A 605-nucleotide genomic window follows, 5' to 3' on the forward strand; every position below is an offset into this window, starting at 1 on the left:
CCGCCGTTCCAGCACGTGTCCGGCGCCATCCATCGCGCACACCGAAAACACGCTCTTCGCCAAGTCCACACCCAGGGTTATAGTGCTCATGGAGACTTCCTCTTCTGCTGACGGTTGTGTCGCAACACCATCATGGCCCTCGAGGCCGTAAGGGGAGGAAGTCTCTTTTTACTCGTTCAAGGCGGACGGCTACGCCGCCGCTTAACTCTAGCGTTAGGCATCTACAGGGGAAAAATACGTGAGTCAAACAGATATCGCCAACGTCATCATCTGGGGTATGGTTTGTTGCTTCCTCGCCATTGGGGTTGGTACGCATCGCGCTTGGAAGGCTGGCCGCACCAAGCTTGCTTTGGTGCCCATCATCTTATTAGTGGCTGGGCTTCTCATCATTCCTTTCATGCTCGGCCTAGTTGGCATAGGTGCACCGGGCGTCTGGATCGGAAGAGCCTTCATTCTCTTTGGTGGGATCGCTGGCCTTCTTCTGTTCTTCAAATTTGAGGGCAAGAGCCGTGCCTAACATCTCCTTAGGAGACTTCCCGTCAACCCCGGGCGCATGATGCTTTTGCCCTGAGCTTTCGGGCGACTGCTGGTGATCGGTTTGTCTT

The 605-nt window shown here is 55.2% G+C and carries 1 protein-coding gene; it reads left to right on the forward strand.

Annotation, left to right across the window (positions count from 1 at the left end; translation table 11 throughout):
- Positions 1-238: 238 nt before the first annotated feature.
- A complete protein-coding gene (locus B1991_RS18440; protein ID WP_136260129.1) occupies positions 239-517 on the forward strand; it encodes a hypothetical protein in 279 nt (92 codons plus the stop codon).
- Positions 518-605 lie beyond the last annotated feature (88 nt).

Origin of the sequence: Rhodanobacter lindaniclasticus, from assembly GCF_004799035.1 — a bacterium.
Classification (GTDB): Bacteria; Pseudomonadota; Gammaproteobacteria; order Xanthomonadales; family Rhodanobacteraceae; genus Rhodanobacter; species Rhodanobacter lindaniclasticus.